The 22,284-nt window shown below is 55.4% G+C and carries 16 protein-coding genes; 9 read left to right on the top strand and 7 right to left on the bottom strand.

The window, feature by feature from the left end; genetic code table 11:
- Window positions 1-7: 7 nt before the first annotated feature.
- Window positions 8-1,219, bottom strand: coding sequence for a LeuA family protein (locus tag NZ823_10475; GenBank protein ID MCS6805550.1), 1,212 nt, complete (start codon window positions 1,217-1,219; stop codon window positions 8-10).
- A gap of 92 nt (window positions 1,220-1,311) precedes the next feature.
- Here NZ823_10475 and NZ823_10470 point away from each other — a divergent pair, with 92 nt between their 5' ends.
- A complete protein-coding gene (locus NZ823_10470; protein MCS6805549.1) occupies window positions 1,312-1,902 on the top strand; it encodes a thymidine kinase in 591 nt (196 codons plus the stop codon).
- Here NZ823_10470 and NZ823_10465 read toward each other — a convergent pair.
- Window positions 1,894-3,609: a hypothetical protein gene (locus tag NZ823_10465; protein MCS6805548.1), complete on the bottom strand. Its 1,716-nt coding sequence runs from the start codon at window positions 3,607-3,609 to the stop codon at window positions 1,894-1,896. The two genes, NZ823_10470 and NZ823_10465, sit on opposite strands and share 9 nt — an antisense overlap.
- On the bottom strand, window positions 3,606-4,382 hold the full coding sequence (locus NZ823_10460; protein MCS6805547.1) for an ABC transporter ATP-binding protein: 777 nt from the start codon (window positions 4,380-4,382) through the stop codon (window positions 3,606-3,608). The genes NZ823_10465 and NZ823_10460 overlap by 4 nt, the downstream gene beginning before the upstream one ends.
- Between NZ823_10460 and NZ823_10455 the strand changes: the two genes are divergently transcribed.
- From NZ823_10455 to NZ823_10430, 6 genes are all read left to right on the top strand, one after another.
- Window positions 4,381-4,581, top strand: coding sequence for a hypothetical protein (locus NZ823_10455; GenBank protein ID MCS6805546.1), 201 nt, complete (start codon window positions 4,381-4,383; stop codon window positions 4,579-4,581). The two genes, NZ823_10460 and NZ823_10455, sit on opposite strands and share 2 nt — an antisense overlap.
- 37 nt (window positions 4,582-4,618) lie before the next feature.
- Window positions 4,619-5,221 (top strand): hypothetical protein, encoded by a 603-nt coding sequence (locus NZ823_10450; GenBank protein ID MCS6805545.1) that lies wholly within the window; start codon window positions 4,619-4,621, stop codon window positions 5,219-5,221.
- A gap of 124 nt (window positions 5,222-5,345) precedes the next feature.
- Window positions 5,346-5,789, top strand: coding sequence for a hypothetical protein (locus NZ823_10445; GenBank protein ID MCS6805544.1), 444 nt, complete (start codon window positions 5,346-5,348; stop codon window positions 5,787-5,789).
- A gap of 247 nt (window positions 5,790-6,036) precedes the next feature.
- Window positions 6,037-7,170: an N-acetyl-alpha-D-glucosaminyl L-malate synthase BshA gene (bshA, locus tag NZ823_10440; GenBank protein ID MCS6805543.1), complete on the top strand. Its 1,134-nt coding sequence runs from the start codon at window positions 6,037-6,039 to the stop codon at window positions 7,168-7,170.
- Window positions 7,167-7,841 (top strand): endonuclease III, encoded by a 675-nt coding sequence (locus NZ823_10435; GenBank protein MCS6805542.1) that lies wholly within the window; start codon window positions 7,167-7,169, stop codon window positions 7,839-7,841. Before bshA ends, NZ823_10435 begins: the two co-directional genes overlap by 4 nt.
- The gene (locus NZ823_10430) at window positions 7,838-8,293 is read left to right on the top strand and encodes a dTDP-4-dehydrorhamnose 3,5-epimerase family protein (GenBank protein MCS6805541.1); all 456 of its coding nucleotides are present in this window, start codon (window positions 7,838-7,840) and stop codon (window positions 8,291-8,293) included. Before NZ823_10435 ends, NZ823_10430 begins: the two co-directional genes overlap by 4 nt.
- Window positions 8,294-8,408: 115 nt before the next feature.
- On the opposite strand, the gene NZ823_10425 is transcribed toward NZ823_10430, so the two are convergent.
- Genes NZ823_10425 through NZ823_10410 form a run of 4 tightly spaced genes read right to left on the bottom strand, consistent with a single transcriptional unit; the run spans window position 8,409 to window position 14,739 of the window.
- The gene (locus NZ823_10425) at window positions 8,409-10,526 is read right to left on the bottom strand and encodes a PAS domain S-box protein (GenBank protein ID MCS6805540.1); all 2,118 of its coding nucleotides are present in this window, start codon (window positions 10,524-10,526) and stop codon (window positions 8,409-8,411) included.
- Window positions 10,527-10,550: 24 nt separating this feature from the next.
- Window positions 10,551-13,484: a CHAT domain-containing protein gene (locus NZ823_10420; protein ID MCS6805539.1), complete on the bottom strand. Its 2,934-nt coding sequence runs from the start codon at window positions 13,482-13,484 to the stop codon at window positions 10,551-10,553.
- A gap of 7 nt (window positions 13,485-13,491) precedes the next feature.
- Window positions 13,492-14,130, bottom strand: a complete 639-nt coding sequence (locus NZ823_10415) for a hypothetical protein (protein ID MCS6805538.1) — start codon at window positions 14,128-14,130, stop codon at window positions 13,492-13,494.
- Between the two features lie 39 nt (window positions 14,131-14,169).
- Window positions 14,170-14,739, bottom strand: coding sequence for a hypothetical protein (locus NZ823_10410; protein MCS6805537.1), 570 nt, complete (start codon window positions 14,737-14,739; stop codon window positions 14,170-14,172).
- An 803-nt stretch (window positions 14,740-15,542) separates the two neighbouring features.
- Here NZ823_10410 and NZ823_10405 point away from each other — a divergent pair.
- Both NZ823_10405 and NZ823_10400 read left to right on the top strand, forming a co-directional pair.
- Complete coding sequence (locus tag NZ823_10405; GenBank protein ID MCS6805536.1) at window positions 15,543-20,927, top strand: Ig-like domain-containing protein; 5,385 nt, start codon at window positions 15,543-15,545, stop codon at window positions 20,925-20,927.
- A 164-nt stretch (window positions 20,928-21,091) separates the two neighbouring features.
- Window positions 21,092-22,078: a hypothetical protein gene (locus tag NZ823_10400; protein ID MCS6805535.1), complete on the top strand. Its 987-nt coding sequence runs from the start codon at window positions 21,092-21,094 to the stop codon at window positions 22,076-22,078.
- Window positions 22,079-22,284: the final 206 nt, after the last annotated feature.

Raw genomic sequence — 22,284 nt, 5'->3', positions numbered from 1 at the left:
TACTGCGCTATACAAGTTCGAGGACTTCTTCTTCTGTCAACACGGTCGTGGATCGCTTGGCGCGATCGAAGATGCGTCCGACGCGCTCCTCGGTCGGTTCAATGCCGCGTTTGGCCAGCCAGTAGATCACATTAGATCGTCCGCTGACAGGGCCGATTTCGATGATCTGCTCCAGGCCAAACAAGTGAGCCGGCACGCCCGAATAAACGATGTTGGCCAGATGTGCGTCACGTTTCTTGTAGGCTTTGATCACAGCGGCGGCATGGACGCCAGTGGCCGTGCGAAACGCGTCGCGCCCCAGCGCCGGATAGTTACAGGGAATTGGCACACCGCAGGCGCGCGACACGGCCTGGCAGTAGTTCAATAGCTTGGATAAGTCACGATCAATGTACCCCATCAATTGCAGGTTGATGAGCAATTGGTCCATCGGCACATTGCCGCAACGCTCGCCAATGCCTAAGGCAGTGGCATGAACGCGCTGAGCGCCAGCTTCAATAGCGGCAATGGCATTGATCACGCCCAACCCGCGATCATTGTGACCATGCCAATCCACTTTGACCGGCTCGCCCGTTTCGGCGATGATGCGCTTGATGAATGACACTACGGCTGCCGCGCCGCGCGGCGTGGCGTGCCCAACCGTATCAGCAATCACCACGCGATAGGCGCCGCATTCAATCGCCGTCTTGTACAATCGGCGCAACGTATCGGGATGGGCCCGCGTGGTATCTTCGGTCACGTAGGAAACAGAAAGCCCATTTTTGACGGCTAGCGAGACAGCTTCTTCTGTCGCCCGCAGCATCATGTCCAGCGGCCAATCTTCCACATACTGACGAATCGGACTGGAACCGATGAAGGCTGCGACCTCCAGCGCCAGACCCGTTGCTTGAGAAATTTCAATGATGGGTAGAATGTCAGCGCGCACCGTGCGGGCCGCGCAGTTGGGTTTGATTGGCAATCGCGCATCCGCAATTTCTTTGACCAGTCGGGTTACGTCGGCCACCACGTGCGGGCCGGCACCAGGCAAGCCGACATCCGCCGCTTCAATGCCCAATTGCGCCATCAGGTGCAATATCTCTAGTTTCTGCTCAATCGTCGGATTGCGAACGGATGGCGATTGCAGGCCATCGCGCAGCGTTTCATCATCAAATTCGATGTCCAGTGATCGGGCGACATCGCCACCGACAGCATTCCAATCGTAGATGAGCGCGCTCTGGTTCATATATTCCTCCCTGCCGCCGTTGATTTTCAAATTCAACCCGCTAGAATGTCAACCGTCAACCAAGCCAATTTTCGATGTGAGGAGACATCAGCATGAATGTAATGAAAAGTCAGCAGGGGTGGATCGAGGTGGTCTGTGGCGCCATGTTCAGCGGCAAGAGCGAAGAGCTGATCCGGCGTCTACGGCGCGCGCAGATTGCTCGGCAAAAAGTCCAGATTTTCAAGCCAGCCATTGACGCGCGCTACGATCAGCATCAAATCGTCTCACACAGTCAAATGCGCATGGAGGCCGATATTGTCCACTCGGCTGCTGAGATCATGCAGCGCGTCCATGAAGACACGGACGTGGTTGGCATTGACGAAGGCCAATTTTTCGATAGTGATTTGGTCGAGGTGTGCAATACGTTGGCCAATCGTGGCAAGCGCGTCATTGTGGCCGGGCTTGATCAGGACTACTTAGGCCAGCCATTTGAACCCATGCCGCAACTGCTGGCGATCGCCGAATACATCACCAAGACACTGGCTATCTGCGTGCAGTGTGGCAATCCGGCGAACTACACACAACGACTTGTCGCCAGTACCGACCGCGTGTTGGTCGGCGCGAGCGGCATTTATGAAGCGCGTTGCCGGCGTTGTTTCGTGCCCGGCGTCGCTGTGCCAAAAGCGGCCTCAGAATCAGCCTAGTGCCTCTTGTAGCCCGGCGGCCTGACCCTTCTGCTGTACCCGGCGGGCATACAAACGCCTGCTCAGTCGGCCCACCACCCAGCAGGTAACGACCAGCAGCGCCATTGGCCAGGACATAGTAAGCCAGTCAGCGACCAGCCATCGCACCGCAAAAATAAGCGCGCCGATTATCACCATCACGACAAGCGACATCGTGATGAGTTCATTTTGTTGTCCCTTGCCGAATGGTTGTGAAAATGGCCAAGTGGAAAATCCCAACAACAATAATTGCAATGTCAGATAGCCCAACAGCAGACCATAGAGACTATGCCAGACTGCCAGCATCATCGGCCATACAGACACGAGCAGCAGCGTATTGATCGTCCACAAGGGGAGAAATAGTCCCAACAGCGCCGCTTTGCTGATAGCAGCCACCACGCACCCGGGTCGCTGCAATGGAGCCACGCGGAAAATCCAATGACCCTGATGCTCATCTGAATAGGGCAAAACACTGTACAGACCACTGGCCGCAAGCGGGAATGCCAGTAACGACCACAAAGCAAAGAAGGGGTGCGCGTGATCAAGCGGTATCGGCACTTTCTTGTATTGCCAGACGTAGAGCACGAGTAACGCCAGCGACATGCCGAGCGTTGGATACAATCGCAACTTGAGACCTCGGCTGCGGGCCAGCATGGCCAGAATCAAGTGGTAGACAGCGCGTTCTTCCGCGTCTCGAAGCAAAGCCCTATCAACCCACCGGCTGATGATGCCGCTGAGCTGCCGCAGCCAGCCGGTCGGCGCCGGTAACGGTTCAGCGTCGCGCGTCGCCTGATGCTGGCGCTCCGTATAGCCCACGGCGACGCTTTTGATCAGCATGAGAGCGCACAGCGCGACCGCCATCAGCGCCACCGTCGCTCGCATGAGTGTTGCCTGATCAATATGCCCAAGTGAGACTTCAATGAAGCCAGCAAACCAAAACGGCGGCACGAACATAGCCCACAGGCTATCTACTGGGCTTCCGCCTTCTCGACGCCACGCCTCGACGTACTGATACAGAGCTTGATAGCCGAAGAAAAGAGAAAATGAGAAACCAATCTGCGCGTAGGTGACGAAATCCTTGAGTCGTTCCAGTTTCACCAATCGCGCCAAGAGATCATAGAGCGCGACGATCACACCAGCCGTGAACAACGAAGACAGCATCGCTGCCAAAAAATAGGCCAGAGCAAATGACCACCAAACGTCGGCAGCGCGCGCTCCGATCAGCGCCGGAAGCAGATTCAAAGCCACGCCGAAGAGGAGCACGTAGAAAGTGAGATTGGAAAACTTGACCGCAAAGTATGTGCGCGAGGAAACAGGCCGCGAGCGAATGAACGGCAGATCGTTAGGATTGATGATCGTTGCGCCAAACTCGATCAGGATGGCCGTGGCCAGCATGAACATGCTGTAGCAAATCAGCAACCCGGTCACTAACTCGCGTTCAAGATGTATCGAGGTCAGTAACCAGGCAAGCAGGGCGCTAAACAGCATGTAGAGCCCAACGGTCCAGGCCAGCGCCGAGCCGGTCGAGCGTTGTCTGCCGATGTCCGGCATGAGGTTCTCGCTGCGAAAGTCCATTTTCAGCGAAGCAATCAGCAAAGCATGGTACTGCTCCGCGTCAACGCCGACATGCCTGAGCCAGCCGCTGAGCCAGCGAATCAACCGATTGACGAGACTCTCCAGCGCTTTCATGGGCCTGCCTCGCCAGCGATAATCTCGGTCAACGCGCGGGCCACCTGGCTCGCGTCAGTTGCTTCGGTCAGTTGACTAAAGACACCTTCCAGCGATTGTTGGGCTGTGACTTCTTTCAATTGTTCAACCGGCGCATCGGCAATGATTCGGCCTCGGTCAAGAATGACGACGCGTCGGCAGATGCGTTCAACCACGTCCAGCACGTGCGAACAATAAAAGATCGTCTTGCCGCGGGCTGCCAGTTGACTGAGCAGTTCTTTGATGATGAGCATCGTCGTAGCATCAAGGCCGCTCAGTGGTTCATCCAGAAACAGAATGTCTGGATTATGAATCAATGCGGCGCTGAGCAAGACTTTCTGCTTCATGCCCTTCGAAAGTCCCGACAAGCGTTCATGCTGGAATGCCTCCAATCCAAACAGCCGGCATAACTGCTGCGCTCTCCACTCCAGCAGTGGCTCCGGCAGGTGGTAGAGCCGACCAACGAGTTGAAGGAATTCATAAGCGGTCAAACTTTCGTACAAGCCGCCGGCTTCAGGCACGTACCCCATGCGCTGCTTAACAGCGAGCGGATTGGTTGTCAGGTCTTGCCCATCAATCAGGATCGTGCCGCTTGATGGCGATAAAATGCCCGTCAGCATTTTGACCGTTGTGCTTTTGCCTGCCCCGTTCGGGCCGAGATAGCCGAGAATTTCTCCCCGTTCAACGCGAAACGAAACAGCGTTCACAGCCAGCAGACTGCCATACCACTTTGTTAGGTTTGAGACCTCAATCATGCTGCGAGCCGATATTTTGCTGGGAGGGCTATTGATTGGCAAGTGGTTGGCGCTGACGTGTGGTCTGTTGTTAATTGGTATGCGCTCAAGCCACTGCATTGACCCAAGCGGCAGGCTCAGCCGGTTGTTCAGATGGGATGCGCTCGACGGATCGCCGAGCATTGATCCAATTGGCCCTGAGCAATCCCGGTGTCGTTGACAAACGAAATGCCCATTACGTAGCATGTGCAGCGGTTATGATCTACACGCCAGCAGCGGTCATACTTCTTGCAATGAGCCTACTGGGTACGCTTTGGGAGGCGGAGCTGATTTTGCCTCAGGCGTCCATTGATTATTTGACGAGTGAAGAAGTCGAGCATGTGCGCAACGCGCAAGTGATTGACCAGCGCGTCAAGACGTTCATGAAAATTGCCGAACGTCGGTTGTTGGCAGCGGAAGACCCACAATCGCCCGCGCTCAAGCGCGAGGAGCGGGAGTGGGGCGCGCTTGCTTCGGGCACGCGCGCCGATTGGCTCAATCACTATCATCGCGCGATTGAAGAGGTCATTGTCAATGTCGAAGAAGCCTATGACCGCCGTGTGTCGGACGAAAAGATGCTCAAGGCGCTGACGCTGTTCTGTGAACATATGAGCCGGCACCTGCCACGACTGGAGGCGCTCCGCTCGCGCATCTCTGATGCGGCCACGAACCAGCGGCTGGAGCAGATCATCGAAGATGTGAAGGTGGCCTACCAGGACGCGCGGGAAAGCGAACAGGAACTCAAACTCAAACGCGAGCAGCGTAAGAACAAAAAAGAACCACCCATGAGCCTTGAGCAGAGCGAAAAATTGTTGCAATAAAATGCAGGCTTGACTACAATGGCACTGCCACGTATTACCGATGATACACACTGTTAAGCATAGCTCATGCATGTCAGCCAACGACACCAAAACTCCCTGAGGAACTGATCAATGAGGATTGGGCATGAATCAGGAATTTTTTGTCTGGTCGAATAAAAACCGTCTCCCGGCAACAACTGATATTATCAATGCCCTGACAGCCGCCGGCTTTCCCTGTCGCGTGCAGGCCCTCCCTGAGACCGAGCAGGCGCCGAACCAGTGGAGCCAACTCCATCTGACTGCTGAGAAAGATGGCGTCACCTGGCATTGCCGGATTACGGTCAGCATCCCTTCGACTGAGCATATTCAGCAGATGGCCGAAGATTATGATCAACTGCCTTTCCAGGTGAAGAACGCGGCGCGCAAGTACACGATTACGGCCGACAGCGATGAATATGGGCAAGCCAGCCTATTTCAACTGCGCGTGGTGGCTGTGATGACTGCGTTGTCGCATGGCGTCGTCGAAGCGCCGCAAGAAGGCGGCTTGATGATGCTGGACGAGTTTGAAGATTTCATCGCTATGACCTAAATACCAAATGCCGAGTGATGCTCGCACAGTCCCGTTCAGTCAGCTCAGGCCACGCTATGCTTTTTGGCTCTATCAACGTGGTCTCTCCCCGAAAATGGCCGCAGAGGCCAAGAAGGCACAAAGGCACAGCGGGCTCGCAGTGGACCTCGGTGACCTCAGCGGCCTCGTGTTCATCCATCGTCGTATGCGTGGAGCTCACGGGCGATTCCTCAGCCATTGGTCTAAGAAACTGACGTGAGACGTTGCTATGAACATCGGCATCACCTGTTATCCTACCTATGGCGGCAGCGGAATCGTGGCCTCGGAATTAGGCATCGAGCTAGGCCGACGCGGCCATCAGGTGCACTTTATCTGCGCCTCGTTGCCGACGCGCCTCACCGAGTTATCCGAGCGTATCCACTTTCATGAAGTCGAGATCATGGATTATCCGTTGTTCGAGCACGTGCCATACGATCTAGCGTTGGCCACCAAACAACTGGAAGTCGCCTTGGATGTGAAACTGGATATTCTCCATGTGCACTATGCGATTCCTCATTCGATCAGCGCATTTCTTGCTCGCGAGATGCTGAAGCCGGAGCGTTACCTGCCAATTGTCACGACCCTGCACGGGACAGACATCACGCTGGTGGGGCGCGACCGTTCTTACTTGCCGATGACACGCTTCGGCATCCATCAAAGCGATGGCGTTACGGCCGTATCGGAAGACCTGCGCCGCGCCACTTGTGAGATTTTTGGCCGCTGCCAAGTTGAGGTCATTCCCAATTTCATTGACGAAACGTTCTATGTGCGCCGAGCCAATATGGCGAAACGCGCCGCCTTGGCGCCGCATGATGAGCCGTTGTTGATCCATGTCTCGAACTTTCGTCCGCCCAAACGCGCGCCTGATTGTATTGAAATTCTAGCTCGTGTCCGCCGGCACGTGCCGGCGCGGCTCATCATGGTCGGCGATGGACCCGATCGCGCCAATGCCGAATGGCTGGCGCGGCAGCGCGGCGTGGCCGATGCCGTGCACTTCGTCGGCAAGCAACCGAACGTGCCGGAATATCTCTCGCTGGCCGACGTGCTGTTACTGCCGAGCGAACTGGAATCATTTGGGCTGGCAGCGTTGGAGGCGATGGCTTGTGAAGTCCCGGTGGTGGCCAGCCGCGTTGGCGGGCTGCCGGAAGTCGTTGATCACGGCGAGACCGGGTACTTGTTACCGGTCGGCGACGTGGCGGCAATGGCCGAGGCGGTGATTCACCTGTTGCAAGACGATTCATTGCGTCAGGCCATGGGCCAACGCGCTCGCGCCCGCGCCATCGAACGATTCTCCAGCCGGAAGATCATCCCGCTGTACGAGGCTTTCTATCAACGCGTGTTGGAACAGGTCAAGCCGACATGATGACATCCATCATTGAGCGTCTGGAGGCTGTCTTCGGCGTGCCTCGCCCTGGCCCGAAGCGAAATCCTTTGGACGTGTTGATCGAAACGATCCTCTCGCAATCCACCACCGACATCAATAGCCGCCGAGCGTTTCTTCAACTGAAGCGGCGATTTGCTGACTGGCAGCAGGCGCGTCGCGCGCGCGCGCAGACCATTGCTGACGCCATTCGACAGGCGGGCCTGGCCAACATCAAATCGGTCCGCATCAAGCGAGTCCTCCAGCGCATCCACGCCCGCTGCGGTTCCCTCGATCTGGACTGCCTGCGTCGAATGCCACTGGATGACGCCAAAGCGTTTCTCACATCGTTGGAAGGCGTCGGTCCGAAGACGGCAGCGTGCGTGCTGCTGTTTGGTTGCCGCCGACCGGTTTTTCCCGCCGACACGCACATCTTGCGGGTCGCCAAGCGACTAGGTGTGGTGCCACCGGCTTGCTCGGCTGCGCGTGCACATGAGTTACTCGGCCAACTCATTCCATCGAAGAAGTACTACTCCACCCACATCAACCTGATCCGCTTGGGCCGGCGCTATTGTCGTCCACGTCACCCCCGGTGCGTGGCCTGTCCATTGTTAGACCACTGTCGCTACGCGCAACAAGCGAGTTCACGGTTACCAACCGAGGTGTGCGCATGATGATTGATGGCGTCAAAGTTAAACCGTTACGTGTGGTTCCCAACGAACAAGGATGCCTGGTTGAATTGTTGCGTGCTGATGACGAAATATACATCAAGTTCGGGCAGCTCAACCTGAACACGCTTTATCCGAGGGTCATCAAAGCCTGGCACTATCATCTGAAACAGTGGACCCACTTGCTGGTCATTCGAGGCATGGTCAAACTGGTGCTCTATGATGGCCGCGACGACTCGCCAACGCGCGGTCAACTGGATGAGTGGTTCATCGGCGATTGGAATCAAAAATTGGTGCAAGTGCCGCCAGGCGTCTACTACGGGCTTATGTGCCTGAGCCAGACCGAGGCCCTCGTCATCAGTGTGATGAGCGAGCCATACAACTATGATGACCCCGACGAATTCCACTTGGATCGGCAAAGCAGCGCCATCTCCTACGTGTGGAACCAAGCAGAATGAAATGGTGAACAGGAAACCGGCAGGCGAGCCATGAAAATGGCCGGCCTGGTGGGATTGCTGGTGTGGTGGGAGTTGTAGCTACTGACGCAATGCAGTCCAGGCCGGCACAAGCTGGTTAATCCGATAGCATGGTGCGGACGACGCGCACGATTTCTTGGGTGATGAACGGCTTTTCCAAAACCTTGCTGCCACAGGTGGCGAGGAAATCGCGCGTCTGCGGGCTGACGGTGTCGCCGGTGACGAAGACCATTTTCTTGGCCAGCCGGCCATTGCGCCGCTCAAGCTCGCGAAACAGCTCCTGACCGTTCATCTGCGGCATTTTGTAATCGCAGAAGATCAAATCGTATTCCTTGTCCGCCAGTCGGCTCAACGCTTCTGAGCCGTTGGACGCCGTCTCAACGCGATGCCCTTCGTCAGTGATAATCCGGCGCAAGAGATTGACAATCCCTGCCTCGTCATCAATGATGAGCACGTCTTTTGGTGTGACCTGCTTGCGCGGCGGCATGTCCGCTGCTTCACTGGCGACAACCGATAGCTCTTGCACAATCGGCAACTCGATGATGAACGTCGCCCCTTTGCCCAATTCACTGCGCACGTCAATCCGCCCTCGGTGCGCCCGGATGATCGCGTGGGAGATTGAAAGCCCCAGCCCTGTGCCCTCACCCACATCCTTGGTGGTGAAGAACGGCTCGAAGATGCGTGACATGTGCTCCGGCGCAATGCCCGGCCCATCGTCACTGAACACGATTTCGATCAGCCGCGTCGGGCCTTGAAGCTTCGGCAAGTAGCCCACTTTCTCCCGCGTGTGAATCCGAAGAAGCCCGCGATTGTTGGCTTTCAACATCGCCTGCTCAGCGTTGACGATCAAATTCAAGAAGACCTGTTGCAATTGATGCGGGTCAGCCACTGTCTCCGGCAGGTCTTCGGCCAGCTCTTTCTCCACCTCAATGTTATTGACGCTCATCTCGTAAGCGCGCAACGCCAGCGTATGCTCGATCAGCTCGTTGATCTTGACCCGCGCTTGGGTCGCTTGATGCTTGCGGGCAAAGGTCAACAAGTTTTGTACGATTTTGCCAGCCCGTTGCGCCGCATCCTGGATGGTGCTCAGTCCACGCTGAACCGTCTCGGGAAGCTGTTGCCCGGCCAGCGTCAGCAGTTCACTGTAGCCGATGACCACCGTCAGCGGATTGTTCAGTTCATGCGCCACGCCGGAAATCAATTGACCGAGCGCAGCCATCTTCTCAGACCGCATAATTTGCTCGCGCAACAGCTTTTGTTCACTAACATCACGAACGACAAATTGCGTCGCCGGGCGGCCGTCAACCTCAACCGTTGACCCACGCACCTCCAGATGAATCTCATGACCATCTTTGTGGCGGGCTACCACCTCCAGGCTCGCCAGCTCCTCATCCTGCGCGATCTGTTCACACCACTGCTTGACGGCTTCGCGGTCATTTTCAGGGACCAAATCAAGGACATTTTCAAGCTGATAAAGCTCCTCCAGCGAATATCCACTGATGGTCACTGCGCTCTGATTGGCGTAACAGATACGACCGTCCTGGATCAGCAGGACCGCATCTTTGGCCTTTTCAATCAGCGACCGATACTTGTGCTCAGAGACCTTCAATTGCTCGGCAATCTGGGCAATGTTGTGATAGAGCGAGGCGTTCTCCACCGCCACGCCAATGATGTCGCCGACGGAAGATAGGAATTCGCTACTGCCACGATCCACAATGCGCGTCTTCTTGCAACAGAGCGTCATCACGCCCAACGTCTTGCCTTTGGCTTTGAGCGGAAAAGCCACGAAGAATGAGAAGCCATCCCGCCGTAATTGCCCGCTCAAGGCATCCTCATGCCCCGTCGGCAGATGCCCGATCAGCGGCTCGCCCGTTTGGGCCACCGACCCCATGAGCATGTGGCCGGCAAGCGGCTGCCTCAGCAGCTCAACCGCTGCGTCTGACAACCCACGTTGCACGCTCAACGTCAGTTGGTTGCTCTGAGCCTCCAGCAGCGAGATCCAACCAGCTTCAAATTCCATCAAGTACATGATCTGGTCGGTGGCGCTCTCCAGCACCGAGGATAAATCCAACGACTGACTGACCGATGTGGCAATCGTGTTGAGCGCCGTCAACTGCCGATTCCGTTCAACGATCTCGCTTGTGCGCCGCAGAATCCGCTCGTGTACGCTCAACTGCTTGACCTCGGTTTCCGCTGTCAAATTTGCTTGCTCCATATCGCTCCCTCCACACCAGAGCCTCTATGTTGGTTTTCCCATCAGGATAAACGGCGCCCAGTAATAGGGGTGGCCATACTCGGCGCGAATCTGTAACATCGCTTGCCGGATCGCCTGCCGCTTGGTCAGGCCTTCCTTCAATCCGTTATACAACCAGCGCATGAATGTCGAAGTGGAACGATCATTGACCATCCACAGACTGACAATCAATGACGGCGCGCCAGCATAAAGAAACCCACGCATCAATCCAAACAGCTCGTCACCGGGCGAGACTTCGTTCACGCCGGTTTCGCAGGCGCTCAACGTCACCAGGTCAACCGTTAAATCCAAGTTGAAAATATCAAAAAAGCTCAACCACGAGTCGCTCAGTCGCAGCGCCGAAAACATCGGATTGTCGCGGCGAAACACAGCGTGCGACGCCAGGTGAAGCAGCCGGCAGTTCCTGGCCTCACTCTTCAGACAATCTAATGTCGCTTCCTCACCCACAAAGACCTTCGCCTGCGGCCACAACGAGTGAACCGTGCCGACTTCTTCATGAATGAACGGCATGGCGTCGTCTGGAATGCCCATGATCAGCACATCGTCGCCCGGCGACTGCTTGCGGGCCTTATCCAGACTCCACTTCCACACGGTGGCGCTGGGACTATAGGAGATTTCATGGCGATCAATCAGATGCTGGCGCCCGTCGTACAACGCATGGAACGGCACATAGTGCAGGACATTGTGTGGCACAAACAGTATCTTGCGCCCTTCAATCCACGAGGCAATCGGCTCGACGACCTCCGCGTAAAGCCCATGTAAACACTGCTCCGTGAGCTGCTGTATGCTCTGCCTGTGCGCGCGAATGTACTCGTCGCTCAACGTGAACTTCTCCATGTAAAACCGCAATCGCCGCAAGTAAGAGGTGATGTTCGCCGTGGTTGTAAGGTCTGAGGAAACTTGCACGCCATCCCGGTCCAGCGCAAAGGCCTTGATCCGACCACTCATCACGTAATACTCAATCAGCACCTCGTCAGCGGCCAGATACCGACGCAGTTCGGCGACGTCAGGTCGTGTCACCGTGCGCAACGAAACATGTTCGGCGTCTTCCACACGCATGCGCCGATCGAGCTTGGCCAACTCCCGCTCGCGCCGCCGCACCTCCTGACGCAACTGTCGCGTGATCGTGAGAGCCGGCTGCTGGCTGCGCAGTTCGTAATGATTGATGCGGTTGTAGTACCAATCCAATTGCTCCCGCACTTGTTGCCATTGGTGATGGAGCGCTTCCGCTGCCGCGGTAGTTGACCGCCGCTTGATCCGATGCTCGTCGCCTCTCAGTAGCAATTCAACCAGGGCACGCGACTTGGCCGCCTCAACAAATGAAAACGCCTCCGTCACCATCGGCTCGTTTTCTCTTCTGAGGCACAATCTGACGATGTCCTCATAAATCCGTTGCTTGTCCTCCAGGAACGAGCTTTTGAACTCATCCACAGAGATCGTGCTGCGCAAACTCTCCAGATGGGCCACCGCCTGCGTGTAATGCGGATAGGCTTCCTCCGGCTTCCCAGCTCGTTCGAGCGTCGCGCCCAGCAAGTACAAACACCGATGCCTCAACCACGGCGATTCCATGTCCTCCATCTTCGCCAACACCGAGTGGCAAAGCTGCTGCGCTGCATCCAGGTTGCCCATCAAATAGTGAATCTGCGCAAGTTGCATCTCCGCATACTGCGTCCTGGAGGCAATCCCCAGCCTTTCTAAAACCTCCTTGGCCTCCTGCGCATAGGTGAGCGCCTGCTGCAAGGCGTGCTGCCGTGTGTATAGCTCGCTCAGGTGCACGTCGGTCAACGCCATGAATACATCATTGCCTTCATCCTTGAAGCCCTGCCGCGCCGCTTGCAATTCCTGTTCGGCCTCGGCATACTCGCCCCGATTGGCCCGCGCAATCCCTACATACATCCGCGCCTTAATATGCTCGTAGGTCATCCCCAGCGCGGAAAACTTCTGCACCGCTGATTGCGCCGATTCCAGCGCATCTTCATGAGCGTTCAATCGCAAATAAACTTCAGACAAATCCAAATCACAGAGCGCCTCAGTAACAACATCACTCAACTCTTTGGCGCGATCATTTACCTTGTAGAATAGTTTGAGACTCTCCTGAAAATTGCCACGCTGAAAGTGCAACCACGCGAGACTGTACTCAACATCGTTGACCATGCGCCACATGTTGAGCTTCTCAAATGTTAGCTTCGCTTCCTGGTATAGCGTCAGCGCCCGCTCAAATTCGTTCAAGCAGGTATATTGATTGGCACAGTTATAGTTCGTCCAGGCAATGCCCAATTCGTCTTGATAATCCGCATACAGATGCCGCGCACGGTTGAAACATTCCAGCGCCTCGGGGTATTGATCCAAACGATGATGAATGCTGCCAACGTTGAGTTCTAGTCCCGCCAGCAGCACCATCTCATTGTGCAGACGAAACACTTCACGAGCCTTGTCAGCCAATGCGAGCGCTTGAGCGTAGTTGCCAACATACATCAGAGCAGCGACTTGAGCGCGAGCAATTCGGGCGCTCTCCACTTCCATCCCCAAGCCACCGTAGATGGCAGCAGCTCTTTCATAAGCCTCAAGTGCCTCTGAATGTCGGCCAGAGAAATATAACGCTTGGCCCCAGGCATGCTGGGCTATTGCTTCGCAAACCGGATCGCCGGAAAGCACAGCCGCGTTGCACATCGCTTCGGCCAAGCGCATCGCTTGACCCAGGTCCGCCTGAACCAGATAGTTCACCCGATCCTTCAATAATTTGATTGTGTCACGGTTAATTCGTTCTTGATGGGAGCGCAAGAAATAATCGAGCTGGTCACTACCGGCGAGTGATTCGACCATCTCGACGAATTGTTCGTCACTCCAAGATGGCTTAGCTGCCGCCTGGATTGTGGCCGGCTGATCCAAGTCCTGGATCGTTGTCGTTTCAACCTGCACGCTTTTGCTACTCCTCTGCTAACGCTCTCAGTTCAACGATGTCAATTTCCGAAGTCTTGAACTTGAGCTTCAGGCTGTAAATGCCTTCTTCAACGCGTTCCAGCAGGAACTCGCCAAATTCATTCGTCTTGGTGGCAAGCGCCAAGCTGGATGCTTTGAATAACTCCACATCGCCATGCGCCACTGCGTCCAGCTCTAATCCCGTCGGCATCGTTTGGCCAATGATGTCAAACGCCCTGGCCGGCTCGATGCAGTCAATGAATAGGTCAATGTCATAATTTCCGGCTCGGTAGAGCAGATGGCGACCGGCTACGCCGGCGCCGCGAAAGCCGAGCAGCCGCCTGTTGGTTGTGCTGTCAGACAGCAGCGTCGCCGGAATGATCTCCCGCTCATTTGCCTTCTCCGACACTGGTCGCCAGCGAAACAGACTCATCGCTTGATTGACCAACCAATCAGGTGGACTGACCAAACTCCGATTCTCACAGGCCGCCACAGTTTTCTGAATCAGGTCGAATTGGTCCCGGCATGATGGGCATGCCGTGAGCAGATGGTGAGTGATTCGCTCGGCCTCCTCGACAGGCAATGTACCTTGTGCTTGCGCCAGTAACATTTCAATCGGTATGCACGTCATGTTCTCTGTCTCCATTTTTGTTGCTCGTTGCCGGCTTGGTATCCAGGCAACACGTCAAAAGCCCAACTCCTTGAGCATGGCTAATAACTTTGCTAAGCAACAACGAATTTTTGGCTCAATGCCGCATGTTGCTGGCGTTGGGTCTTCGGCACGCTGGCAGAGCCACGTTTGTTTGTCGTACAAGACGAACCTGAGCCGCTCCTGACACGGCTCCGCCATTGTCAAGAGCGCCTGCTGAAGTAACCGTTCTTGTTCCAGCTTGGCAATCTCTTCCTCTGACAGGACGGCGTCCGTGTCGCAGCGCAAGGTGCCGTGTCTTTGTTGACGAATTCGAACACACTCGGCCAATGTCGAGGACACCACCCAGCAGCTCAATCCATCTTCTTGATACGCTAACCCCGGTTTTTCAACCAGCGCTAGCCATACAGATTGAAACACTCGCGCTGCCTCCTCCGGTGAGAGGCTCCATCGGCAGGCTATCGAGTAGATCATATCGCCGTAGCGCTGCAATAGAGCTGAACATGCCTGCTCATTTCTCTCTAGGCACTGCTGAAGCAGCACGGCGTCAGCTTGCTGATGGTAGGCTCCAGCATAGACCGAAGGCGAAGGTTCAATCGCTTGCATGACAGATGCACTCTTCCAACAACACGCGTAGTTAATGAAGAGTTAACTGGAGATGTGCCAACGGTTCTGGAGGCTTTCTTCCGGTGCAGCCCCATCATACCAAGAATCGTTTTGTGAGTCAATAAATTTTTGCTGTGAGCCGCCCGCTTGAATTTTTTATTGCCCCCCAAGCCGAATTTTGTTACAATGCCGCCTGTCTGATGGTGGGAACACAGCATCATTTGCTCGAGAAGGAGAGAAGCTATGGACAAGCTGCTGACGTTAACAGTCATCTTGTCGCAATTAGCTTTGATCGTGGGTGTGCTTTTGCAAAGGGCGGGTACTATTGTTGACTGAACCAGTGAGCTCACATCTACCCCCAATTATTTGGACGGTAAGAAACAAGCTAATCTCGATCCTTTGTTTGTTATTACTGATTGAAACTGACATAACCCCGACCGAACCCCTTGAAGGATATCGGTCGGGGGTCAGTCGTAGTGGGAATTAGTAAACTTTCCGGTCTACATAGCGGGTGAGGAAGCGAGTTTCACAAGATTAGGTAAGCTCGCAGTTCACGTTTCCCTTAAGGTTTGGTATTGAAAACCAGGCGTAACCGAACGGCAGGGTAACAAACATACTGGTCAGTCGCTTGCATGGTATTATGGGAACGGCCTGACCAATCTACAGGGGTTGGAGGGTAACAAACATACCGGTCAGTCGCTTACGCGCGATAAGCTCGTTAAAGCGACGGTAAGCGCGGAGGGTGGTATGACGAACAGAATTGCATTGCGTGGGGGGGGTACCATTTTCACCGGTCACGATGGTTGAAGTTTACCATTCTGGCGATTCTCGCCTCCTTTGGACTGACGGTTTTGTTGCCGGTCGTAGTTCATTCGCCGCCACGTGCTTCCGCGCAATTTGTGCCGCGTCAGATGATCGAAGGGCCGTATTGGACGGTCCAATCGGGGTTCGAGTCATGGTTGATGGTCAGCAACACCTCGGACGAACCGATTCAAGTTTTTCCTGAATTTTTCGCCGCAAATGGGCAACGGGTCGAGCTGCCCGCGCTGGCGCTGCGCCAGCGCGAACGGCAGCACCTCAATCTGCGCCAGTGGCTGAGCGCACAGAAAGTGACGTTTACCTGGGGCAGCTTGCGGTTTCGTCATACGGGAAAGGAATTTTCACTTGCTGCGCAGGTGACCGTCACCCAGCCAGAGGCAAGCTGGTCGTTCGATTTTCCCCTCGATAACCGCGATTGGTTTTATCGCTCAACCGTACTCGATGGACTGTGGTGGCTGCCGGATGAATCGAGTGCGGCCCAGTTGATTCTGACCAATACCGGTGAGCAACCGGTGACCGTCAGACCCACGTTGCTCATCAACGGTCAACCGCGCGCGCTCGCGCCGTTAACGCTTCAGCCGCATCAAGTGCGACAGGTGTCACTTGGTGAGGCCCTGGCTGCGTTGAATCTGACCGCTCCGCTGCCGACCAACGGTGGCCTCCGGATCGAACATGATGGCGAGCCGGGCGACGTGCTCGCATACGTGATGGTACATAATGACCAGGGTTTTTCCACGACGATTCGCTGCGTGGACCCGGCCATGCGCCGCTCCCGTGGCCTGCACGGCGCTGGACTGTTCATCAAACCGAGCAGCGTGCCCGGCGTCAGCTTGACCAGTTTCGATACGCTATTGCTTCTGGGCAATACCACCGGCGCTGACATCCAAGCGACTGTGCGAGTGACCTACACGGTGGGCTTACTGACGAAAACGGCGACGCTGCCCGCGCTGAGGCTAGCTCCCTACCAGGTGAAACAAGTGGCGTTGAACGAGGCACTCGCGCGGGCAGGGCTGCCCCGCCGGATTGACTCAGCGGGATTGGAAATTGCTTACACGAGCGAGCCGGGCAGCGTTGTCGCCCATGCGGTCAGTTTCGATCGCAGCGCCAGCATGGCGTTCGACGTGTTGATCAAAGACCCGGACGCGCTGCCGACCAACACCTTTGCGTTTCCCTGGCGATTGACAGGACAGACGCGCTCGGTGGTGCAGATCAAGAACACGCGGCAGGAAGTCGGTCAGTTTCAGTTGAAGCTGGTGCATGAAGCTGGCGAGTGGGATTGGGGCGTGCAGGCGATTGGACCGGGCGAGACGGTGACGTTGGATATTCGCGCGTTGCGAGACCGGCAAATTGGCAGCGATCAGGATCAAGTGATACCGCGATGGATCGAGCGGGGGCAGGCGCAGTGGACGGACGTGAGCCCACAGCGTGGCTTGATTGGCCGGGTGATCATTTATGATCCGCGCCTGAAGATCAACACCAGCACGAATGAATGGGGCGGTGGAAATCAAACTAGCCGACCTTGGGGTTGCATTCGTTGGGGAGTCGAGGGGAGCGAAGGCCCGTGTGTGGCGGGTCCGTCGGGGCCCGACCCCAATCAACCGCCCGTGACCCAATCGCTGCCGCTCGGTCAAGTCTTGGAACTGCCCGTTTGGGGCAAGAGAGTGGAGTGTGACACCGGGGCGTTGTTTGAAAATATCAATTTATCAACCTCGGGTGCACTGACATTTGCTGTGAATCCCCCCAATTCGGTCACTATTCGGCAGATTGTTCAAGAGGGTAACCGGTTTGTTCGCATCTCGCGGATTCAGGCCGGCACGGTGGACGTTACGGCCCGATTCACGACGGATTTCTATTGGCCGAATTGTGAGCCTATCATCGGTGATGACCGCGTTTTGACAGCCACGTTGAGGCTGACGGACGCGACGGGGCAGATCACCGTGCAGGTGCCCGATGGCGGCGAGGATTGGCCGATCGGATCGGTGCAAACGATCCGCTGGAATTCGGTCAATGTCACGGGGAATGTCAAGATCGAGTTGTCGCGTAATGGCGGCAGCAGCTACGAGACGCTGGTTGCCAGCCAGCCCAACACGGGCTCCGTCAGTTGGCAGGTGACAGGGCCGCCCACCAGCCACGCGCTCATCAAAATCTCGAGCGTCACGACGCCGTCAGTGAGTGACACCAGCAATGGCGTGTTCATTCTCCGGCAGCCACCGACCGGCCCGCCACTAATAGAATCTATCACGCCGGGCGTGGTAACATCTGCTGTCGGTAATTTGCCCCACTTGCGGATGGGGTTTGTCAATGAGAACATGACGACGAGATTGACATTGACGGGATCGAATCTCAACGGGGCCACACTCAGTATTCCTCCCAGCCAACAACCTAGTTGTGCGCCGAGCATCAGCATTGTCAGTGTTGATCCAGCCGGTCGAACGATGCAACTAGATGCGTTTGTTCCAACGCATCTCTGTTTCGTTTTTTACCAATACTACTCCACAAATTACGTTCCCACAGCGCTCGTTAACTCTTATGGATACCAGGCGTTCAATCTTAGTGTTGTGCCGGCCAGACTAAAGATTTCTTCGTACACACCTGCCATTGTCCGACCGGGAAGCATGTATGCGCTGTCGGTGGTCGGTTATCACTTAAACGGGGCAACGCTGACCTCAGAAGACCCAAGTCGCTTACAGATTTCCAACGTTTCAGTCCGACAATTAGACTCGCCATTCCCGCTGTTTGTGATGAACGGGTTGGTGCAAATTTCGGAAGATGCCGCCGGGCAGGTAGAAATCAGAGTGTCCGGTGCAATGGGGATGGACACCGAACCGATTGTGATTGATCCGCAGGTTCCCCTCGACGCTCCCGCCACGGCTGACGGTCTTCAGACATTTACAATCGCAGCGGACCTAGTCACACCGATATACTTTCAAACGCCGAAGGTGCTCGATGAACTTCCCGACCAACCAGCCGGGACAAACCAGGGAGGCGTGGCCTTCGGTGCCCGTTATAACCCGTTCCACTTTCGATGGTTTGCCAGTCTAATTGCCTGCCGGGGAACCGTATGTCCGCCGTTGAATAATTTCCCCCTGACGCCGGTCAATATCACCGGTCTCGTTATTGGTGTCTCCATCGATGTGAGTTTGGAGTTTGTAGTATATGTCACTCCGTCCCCTATAGGAGGCCTGGGCGTTAATGTGCGCCTAAGTATTTGTGCCCGCGTCAGCGGTTGGGCGGGCATCATTGGCGGTCCAGCCACGGCGTTCAGTGTCGGGCTCTGCTATGGTGGCCCTCCGCCATCCATCTCTCAGAGCCGAATTACCGGGATGTCGTATGCGAGTACAGGCTGCTTAGCAGTCGGGAATCTATTCCAGCTTCCGGGTTATCTCAACGCTACGGTAAGAGCCATTGGCTGTTGTCCGGGCACGCTGCAACTGAATTTCAGTAGTTTAATTGCACCGGACGGGAATGGGGCACGGCCCGAGGAGATAGGGATTATTCCGTGGGAAGTCAGGTTAACAAGTTATAGACCGGAGTTGACACGTGTGGAGTTTTCTCCTAGTGAAGTCCAGGTGGAGCCGGGCGGCGCATCTACGACAGTGCTCCTGAGGGCATACGTGATAAATCCTGGTACGGGAGAGGGTGGCCAAGACGTTACAGTGCGCGTCAATCGAGACAATGCTCGCTCATTGCCCTGTATCATTAGCAACGTGACGCCGGTTTCTTTGACCCAATTTGTACCGGCCAACAACGTGGCGGTCCCATTTGTGTTTGCCGTTCAATTGAGTGCGCTCCCAGGGTGTGCGCTACCCGGACTGCTGGCATACAGGGCCGATATGTCCTTGGATGCAGGGGTGAATTCCTTCGCATGCACGTCCCCTGGCGTTGAACCCAGTGCCACCCTCCTTGTCCGCCGCGTTGCCCAGAAAACCGCTCGCATCAAAAGCACCACGTTCAACCCGACAACAACAAATCCTGGGGGAAGCTCGGTGCTGACGGTGACCGTTGAGACCGAGAACGTCACAAGCCAGGATTTTCTTCAGGTATATGTTGAGTTGAGTCTGCCGTCGGTAGGATGTGGTTTGTTGACAGCCGTTGCGCCTGGGGAATCGAATCCGCAGGGGAAGCTCGGCAGTAGTAGTGGCCTGATTGATTTTCGTTTTACGATCATTGTGCCGGCAGGCTGTAGTGTCCCAACCGGGACGGCGACATGGAAAGCTGATCTTGTGAATCTACCGTCGAACATCACCAAGTTACGTCCCGTGCAGGACAGTGCTGTGCTCAGCATCCAACCTGGTCAACTGGCCAGCTACATCAAGCCGCGCGTGATGTCGTTAGCTGTTGGGCAGAGCAAGCAACTGACGCCCGAAGATCAACATTGCCAACCGATGCAACAGTTCCCTCAAGGCACGACGTTTGGTGTACAGAACTCCAATATCGCCACCGTGAGCGCCAACGGTTTACTGACGGCACGTGCCACAGGTACAACCGACGTTCAGGCTAGGTTACCCAATAATCAACTGCTCTACTGTGCCCATCAGGGGTGTGTGGCAGGACCTCCACCGCGCGTTCAGGTCGGGCCGATAACTATCAAACTTCGGTTTCTCAATGATGCGGTGCTCTACTTAAGAGATACAGCCGATGGTGGTTTGGGACTGGGAACGACCAAAGTGGAGCAAATCAAGGCGAGAACGCGTGAGCGAGTTCAGGAGCTGTATGAGGAAGCTATGGCCAATGTCATTGTCGAGTTGGCGCAAGGGTCAGTGGCGGTGACTGACGAGGATGCTGTGATCGTGGTTGATATTACGGCGATTCGAGGGGCCAACGGGCGTTTTCTGCGAGCGCCTGATCAGAATCCCAGCTTGAATACACAACCAACTTACATGCTGGGGCAGGCCCAGATCAATCATCTGAACCTGACTTTCGGTGGAGATATTATCTACAATGCGAATGTGGCAGAAGACGATCGGTTAGGAGTGTTTGTGAACCGTTTGCCGTACTACAAGGACAGAGTACTGGTTGTCAATGACGCGCAACGGATTGGCAATGGGATTGGCAACGTAGCGGCGCACGAGGTGGGGCATCGGCTTGGGTTGGTGCCTAATCCGGCCAGCCGCCCGAATCCAAGGACTGGACATTCATCGGAACAGGAGAGGGACATAATTCGGGATGATCGGTTCACCGGCTGGATGTTTGATGGAACTGAATTGAATCACACGAGGGAGGGTGCGAATGAGGAGGAGCTAATGGCTTCGCAACTGGCTTCTCGTGACTTACTAGAGAACCCCTATGTGTTTACAACGCGACCGACTTTTAGGGCTGGTCTGCGACAAGACAGTGAGTACCTTAAAACAATATTGCCTCGGCCATGATCAGGCGGTACTTTAGGAGTAAAATGAAACACAGGAACTTAAAACTAGCAATTTGTTGTGGAGTATGGCTGGTGGTGACTCAGAGTGTGTTGGGATGGTATGTCTTATCCACGTGGGCTTGGTGGACCCATCGTAGGCCCGGCTCCCAGGTTGCAGCTCTGCCTGTGGTTGCCATCGGCGAGATGATTGATATGAAGTATGCACCGGGGATTAAGGTCAAAATTCCGACGTTGATGTACAACACGGAGAGAGTCAAGATCATGACCATTCGGGTCCACGCGGTGCTGAAAGGGAAAGGATTGGTCGTGCCCGGCTCCATCGTTGAAGCGTTGGTGCTGCCCTCTAAACAACTCGTTTCGATCCCTGCCGACTTCGGCATACCTTTACCCAAGTCCGAAGAACCCTATGTGGTGATAGAACCCATGGAAGGCGGCTATAAGCTATGGAGATTTCCTTACATTGAGCCTGGCGAGAAATGGATTTTCTTTCTCGAGAAGGTACGTGAGGGCAAGGACGATGTAGACGTAGAAATTGGTTCAGGTGAGGTGACGGGGATACGGAGGTACTACCCGAAGAAGAAGTTCTACGCGTATACTTGGGCATTGGAAGCCAATCCAGACAGCCTTTTAATCATTAAACGCTATACCGAGATTGACAGCATAAGGGATCGTGAGCGCCGAGAGCAGGAATTCCTGGAATTCTCGATGAGTTTGATCGAAAACCTGCAGATTCCGGAGCTTTTTGCCGCCTCTGCCGCTGAAGATCTTCGCAGCATCATCCCTTTCCGTCGAAGAACGGCCCTTGAGCGACTGACTGACAAACAGATTGAAAAACTCATCCGGGTGGCTAGCGACCCATCCAGACCCCGCCAGGTTCGAGTTTCAGTTCGGCAGGTGCTGGACGTCGCCTATCAACAATTTGGCAGAAGCATCAATGTGGCTCCTTTCCTTCGGGTCATTGAGGATCCCTCAGAGGATGTGAATTTGCGGTACGGGTTTTTCAAATTCCTAGAGGAGATAAACACACCGCAAGTGCGGGAAGGGTTCAAGAAGATTTTGCAACGGGAGCCAACCGATCAATACGAGGCAGAACTCTGGGAGCGAATAAAGCGGTCAAAGATTCTCAAGGATGAGGAGCCGCAGCAGGAGTAGTGTTAGTGAGAAGACACTCGGAGCCGCGTAGTCACCGGCGTAAATTGGTTGATAGCCTAGAGCGGTTTGTGAATGAGTTTGCCCTGGGAACGCCCGCTTCCAGCGTGGATTCGCCCGCAGATGTGGGGCCCCCTAGCTAAAGGCAACTGAAAATCGCTCTAGAACAGCACCCCTTCACAATCGAGGTAATACCAAGGTTGGCGTGG

The sequence above is a fragment of the Blastocatellia bacterium genome (genome assembly GCA_025054955.1).
Taxonomy (GTDB): domain Bacteria; phylum Acidobacteriota; class Blastocatellia; order HR10; family J050; genus JANWZE01.
The sequence above is the reverse complement of the archived record's forward strand: the minus strand, read 5'-3'. Positions and strand labels throughout refer to the sequence as shown.

What these genes read in the sequence shown, in the direction of transcription:
- NZ823_10475 (MCS6805550.1), bottom strand. Translation starts at nt 1,219, where the DNA reads ATGAACCAGAGCGCGCTCATCTACGATTGGAATGCTGTCGGTGGCGAT.
- NZ823_10415 (MCS6805538.1), bottom strand. Translation starts at nt 14,130, where the DNA reads ATGGAGACAGAGAACATGACGTGCATACCGATTGAAATGTTACTGGCG.
- NZ823_10435 (MCS6805542.1), top strand. Translation starts at nt 7,167, where the DNA reads ATGATGACATCCATCATTGAGCGTCTGGAGGCTGTCTTCGGCGTGCCT.
- NZ823_10455 (MCS6805546.1), top strand. Translation starts at nt 4,381, where the DNA reads ATGCTGCGAGCCGATATTTTGCTGGGAGGGCTATTGATTGGCAAGTGG.
- bshA (MCS6805543.1), top strand. Translation starts at nt 6,037, where the DNA reads ATGAACATCGGCATCACCTGTTATCCTACCTATGGCGGCAGCGGAATC.
- NZ823_10470 (MCS6805549.1), top strand. Translation starts at nt 1,312, where the DNA reads ATGAATGTAATGAAAAGTCAGCAGGGGTGGATCGAGGTGGTCTGTGGC.
- NZ823_10465 (MCS6805548.1), bottom strand. Translation starts at nt 3,609, where the DNA reads ATGAAAGCGCTGGAGAGTCTCGTCAATCGGTTGATTCGCTGGCTCAGC.
- NZ823_10425 (MCS6805540.1), bottom strand. Translation starts at nt 10,526, where the DNA reads ATGGAGCAAGCAAATTTGACAGCGGAAACCGAGGTCAAGCAGTTGAGC.
- NZ823_10410 (MCS6805537.1), bottom strand. Translation starts at nt 14,739, where the DNA reads ATGCAAGCGATTGAACCTTCGCCTTCGGTCTATGCTGGAGCCTACCAT.
- NZ823_10460 (MCS6805547.1), bottom strand. Translation starts at nt 4,382, where the DNA reads ATGATTGAGGTCTCAAACCTAACAAAGTGGTATGGCAGTCTGCTGGCT.
- NZ823_10430 (MCS6805541.1), top strand. Translation starts at nt 7,838, where the DNA reads ATGATGATTGATGGCGTCAAAGTTAAACCGTTACGTGTGGTTCCCAAC.
- NZ823_10450 (MCS6805545.1), top strand. Translation starts at nt 4,619, where the DNA reads ATGATCTACACGCCAGCAGCGGTCATACTTCTTGCAATGAGCCTACTG.
- NZ823_10445 (MCS6805544.1), top strand. Translation starts at nt 5,346, where the DNA reads ATGAATCAGGAATTTTTTGTCTGGTCGAATAAAAACCGTCTCCCGGCA.